The 1,374-nt window shown below is 65.6% G+C and carries 1 protein-coding gene and 1 pseudogene; one reads left to right on the top strand and one right to left on the bottom strand.

Annotated elements, in window-relative coordinates; all coding sequences use genetic code 11:
- Positions 1-406: pseudogene (locus tag QO207_RS31455) on the bottom strand (membrane-bound PQQ-dependent dehydrogenase, glucose/quinate/shikimate family); the annotation flags it as partial.
- A 340-nt stretch (positions 407-746) separates the two neighbouring features.
- Between QO207_RS31455 and QO207_RS31450 the strand changes: the two are divergent.
- Positions 747-1,374, top strand: a 628-nt coding sequence (locus QO207_RS31450) for a TonB-dependent receptor plug domain-containing protein (protein ID WP_301536136.1), incomplete at its 3' end; no start/stop codon positions are given.

The raw sequence follows: 1,374 nt of genomic DNA, 5'->3' as shown, positions 1-1,374 counted from the left end.
CCAGCACTGCCAGCACCCCGGCGATGCCATAGGCACCTCGACCGGGCTGACCGCCAGCGGAGCGCGCCAGCAGCGGGTAGACCAGCGCAACCACCACGCCAATGGCGCTGAACATGAACAGGCGCGAGAACAGCGGCCAGAACACCAGGCCGCTGTCGGCCACGGCCCAGACCGCGGTGGCGACCAGGAAGGCGGCGAACAGCCAGGCGCCGGCCGGCTTGCGCAGGGCGATCAGCAGGCCGGAAACGGCCATGGCCAGGCCGCCGATGAGGAAGTACCAGGAGCCGCCAAGGCTGACCAGACGGATGCCGCCGGCGGCCAGGGCGAGGCCGAGGAGGGCGATGATCACACCCAGGCCGAGGAGGATGAAAGTGCTCGCGCGGGAGGCGCGCTGTACCGGTTTCATACAGAAGGTTCTCACTGTTGGATTCGCTGATTATACTCTTAGCAAGCTAATTAACTAGATAGTACAAACGTCGAAGTTAAAAAACCTGATGAATGAAATAGCCTCTTGCACGCTCCATTTCCCGCAACATCCTGATCGATCAACCCCCTGTGCAGAGGCTGCCGAGACTGGCAGCATCGCTGTTCGGTCCTACAGAAGAATCCTAGCTGCCGTGCCTGCTTCCCGCCCCGTTGTGCCCGCTCGACTCAAACTGCTGCCGTTGCTGATCTGCGGCGTCGCCCACGGCCAGCTGGCCCGCGCCGCTGACCCGCAGAACGCCGAGCAAGCCCTGGCCGAGCCCATGGTGGTGACCGGCGCCTATGCGCCGGTGTCGAGCTTCGACCTGCCGTTCTCCATCGATACCGTGCAGCAGCCGCAGCTCAGCGACGGCCAGCTCGGCGTCAATGCCTCCGAAGTGCTGCAGCGTGTGCCCGGCCTGGTGGTGCAGAACCGCCAGAACTACGCCCAGGACCTGCAGATTTCCTCCCGTGGCTACGGCGCGCGCTCGGCCTTCGGCATTCGCGGGCTGAAGCTGCTCAGCGATGGCATCCCCGCCAGCACGCCGGACGGCCAGGGCCAGGCGGCGACGCTGAACCTGGATGTCGCCGACCGCATCGAAGTGCTGCGCGGACCGGCCTCGACGCTCTACGGCAGCAACAGCGGCGGAGTGATCCAGATGTTCTCCCGCGACGGCTACGGCCCGCCGAAGGTCGGCGCGGAAACCACCTTCGGCAGCGACGGTTTCAACAAGAACCACCTGTATGCCGAGGGCGGCACCAACCAGGCGGGCTTCCTGCTCGATGCCTCGCGCATGGACACCGACGGCTACCGCGATCACAGCGCTGCGCGCCGCGACCAGACCTTCGCCAAGCTCAACTTCAAGCCCGATGAAGACAGCCGCATGGCGCTGATCTACAGCAGCCTGGAGC

Origin of the sequence: Pseudomonas sp. CAN1 (assembly GCF_030462585.1) — a bacterium.
Classification (GTDB): domain Bacteria; phylum Pseudomonadota; class Gammaproteobacteria; order Pseudomonadales; family Pseudomonadaceae; genus Pseudomonas.
Note: the sequence above shows the minus strand (reverse complement) of the source record. Positions and strands in the feature narration are given on the sequence as shown.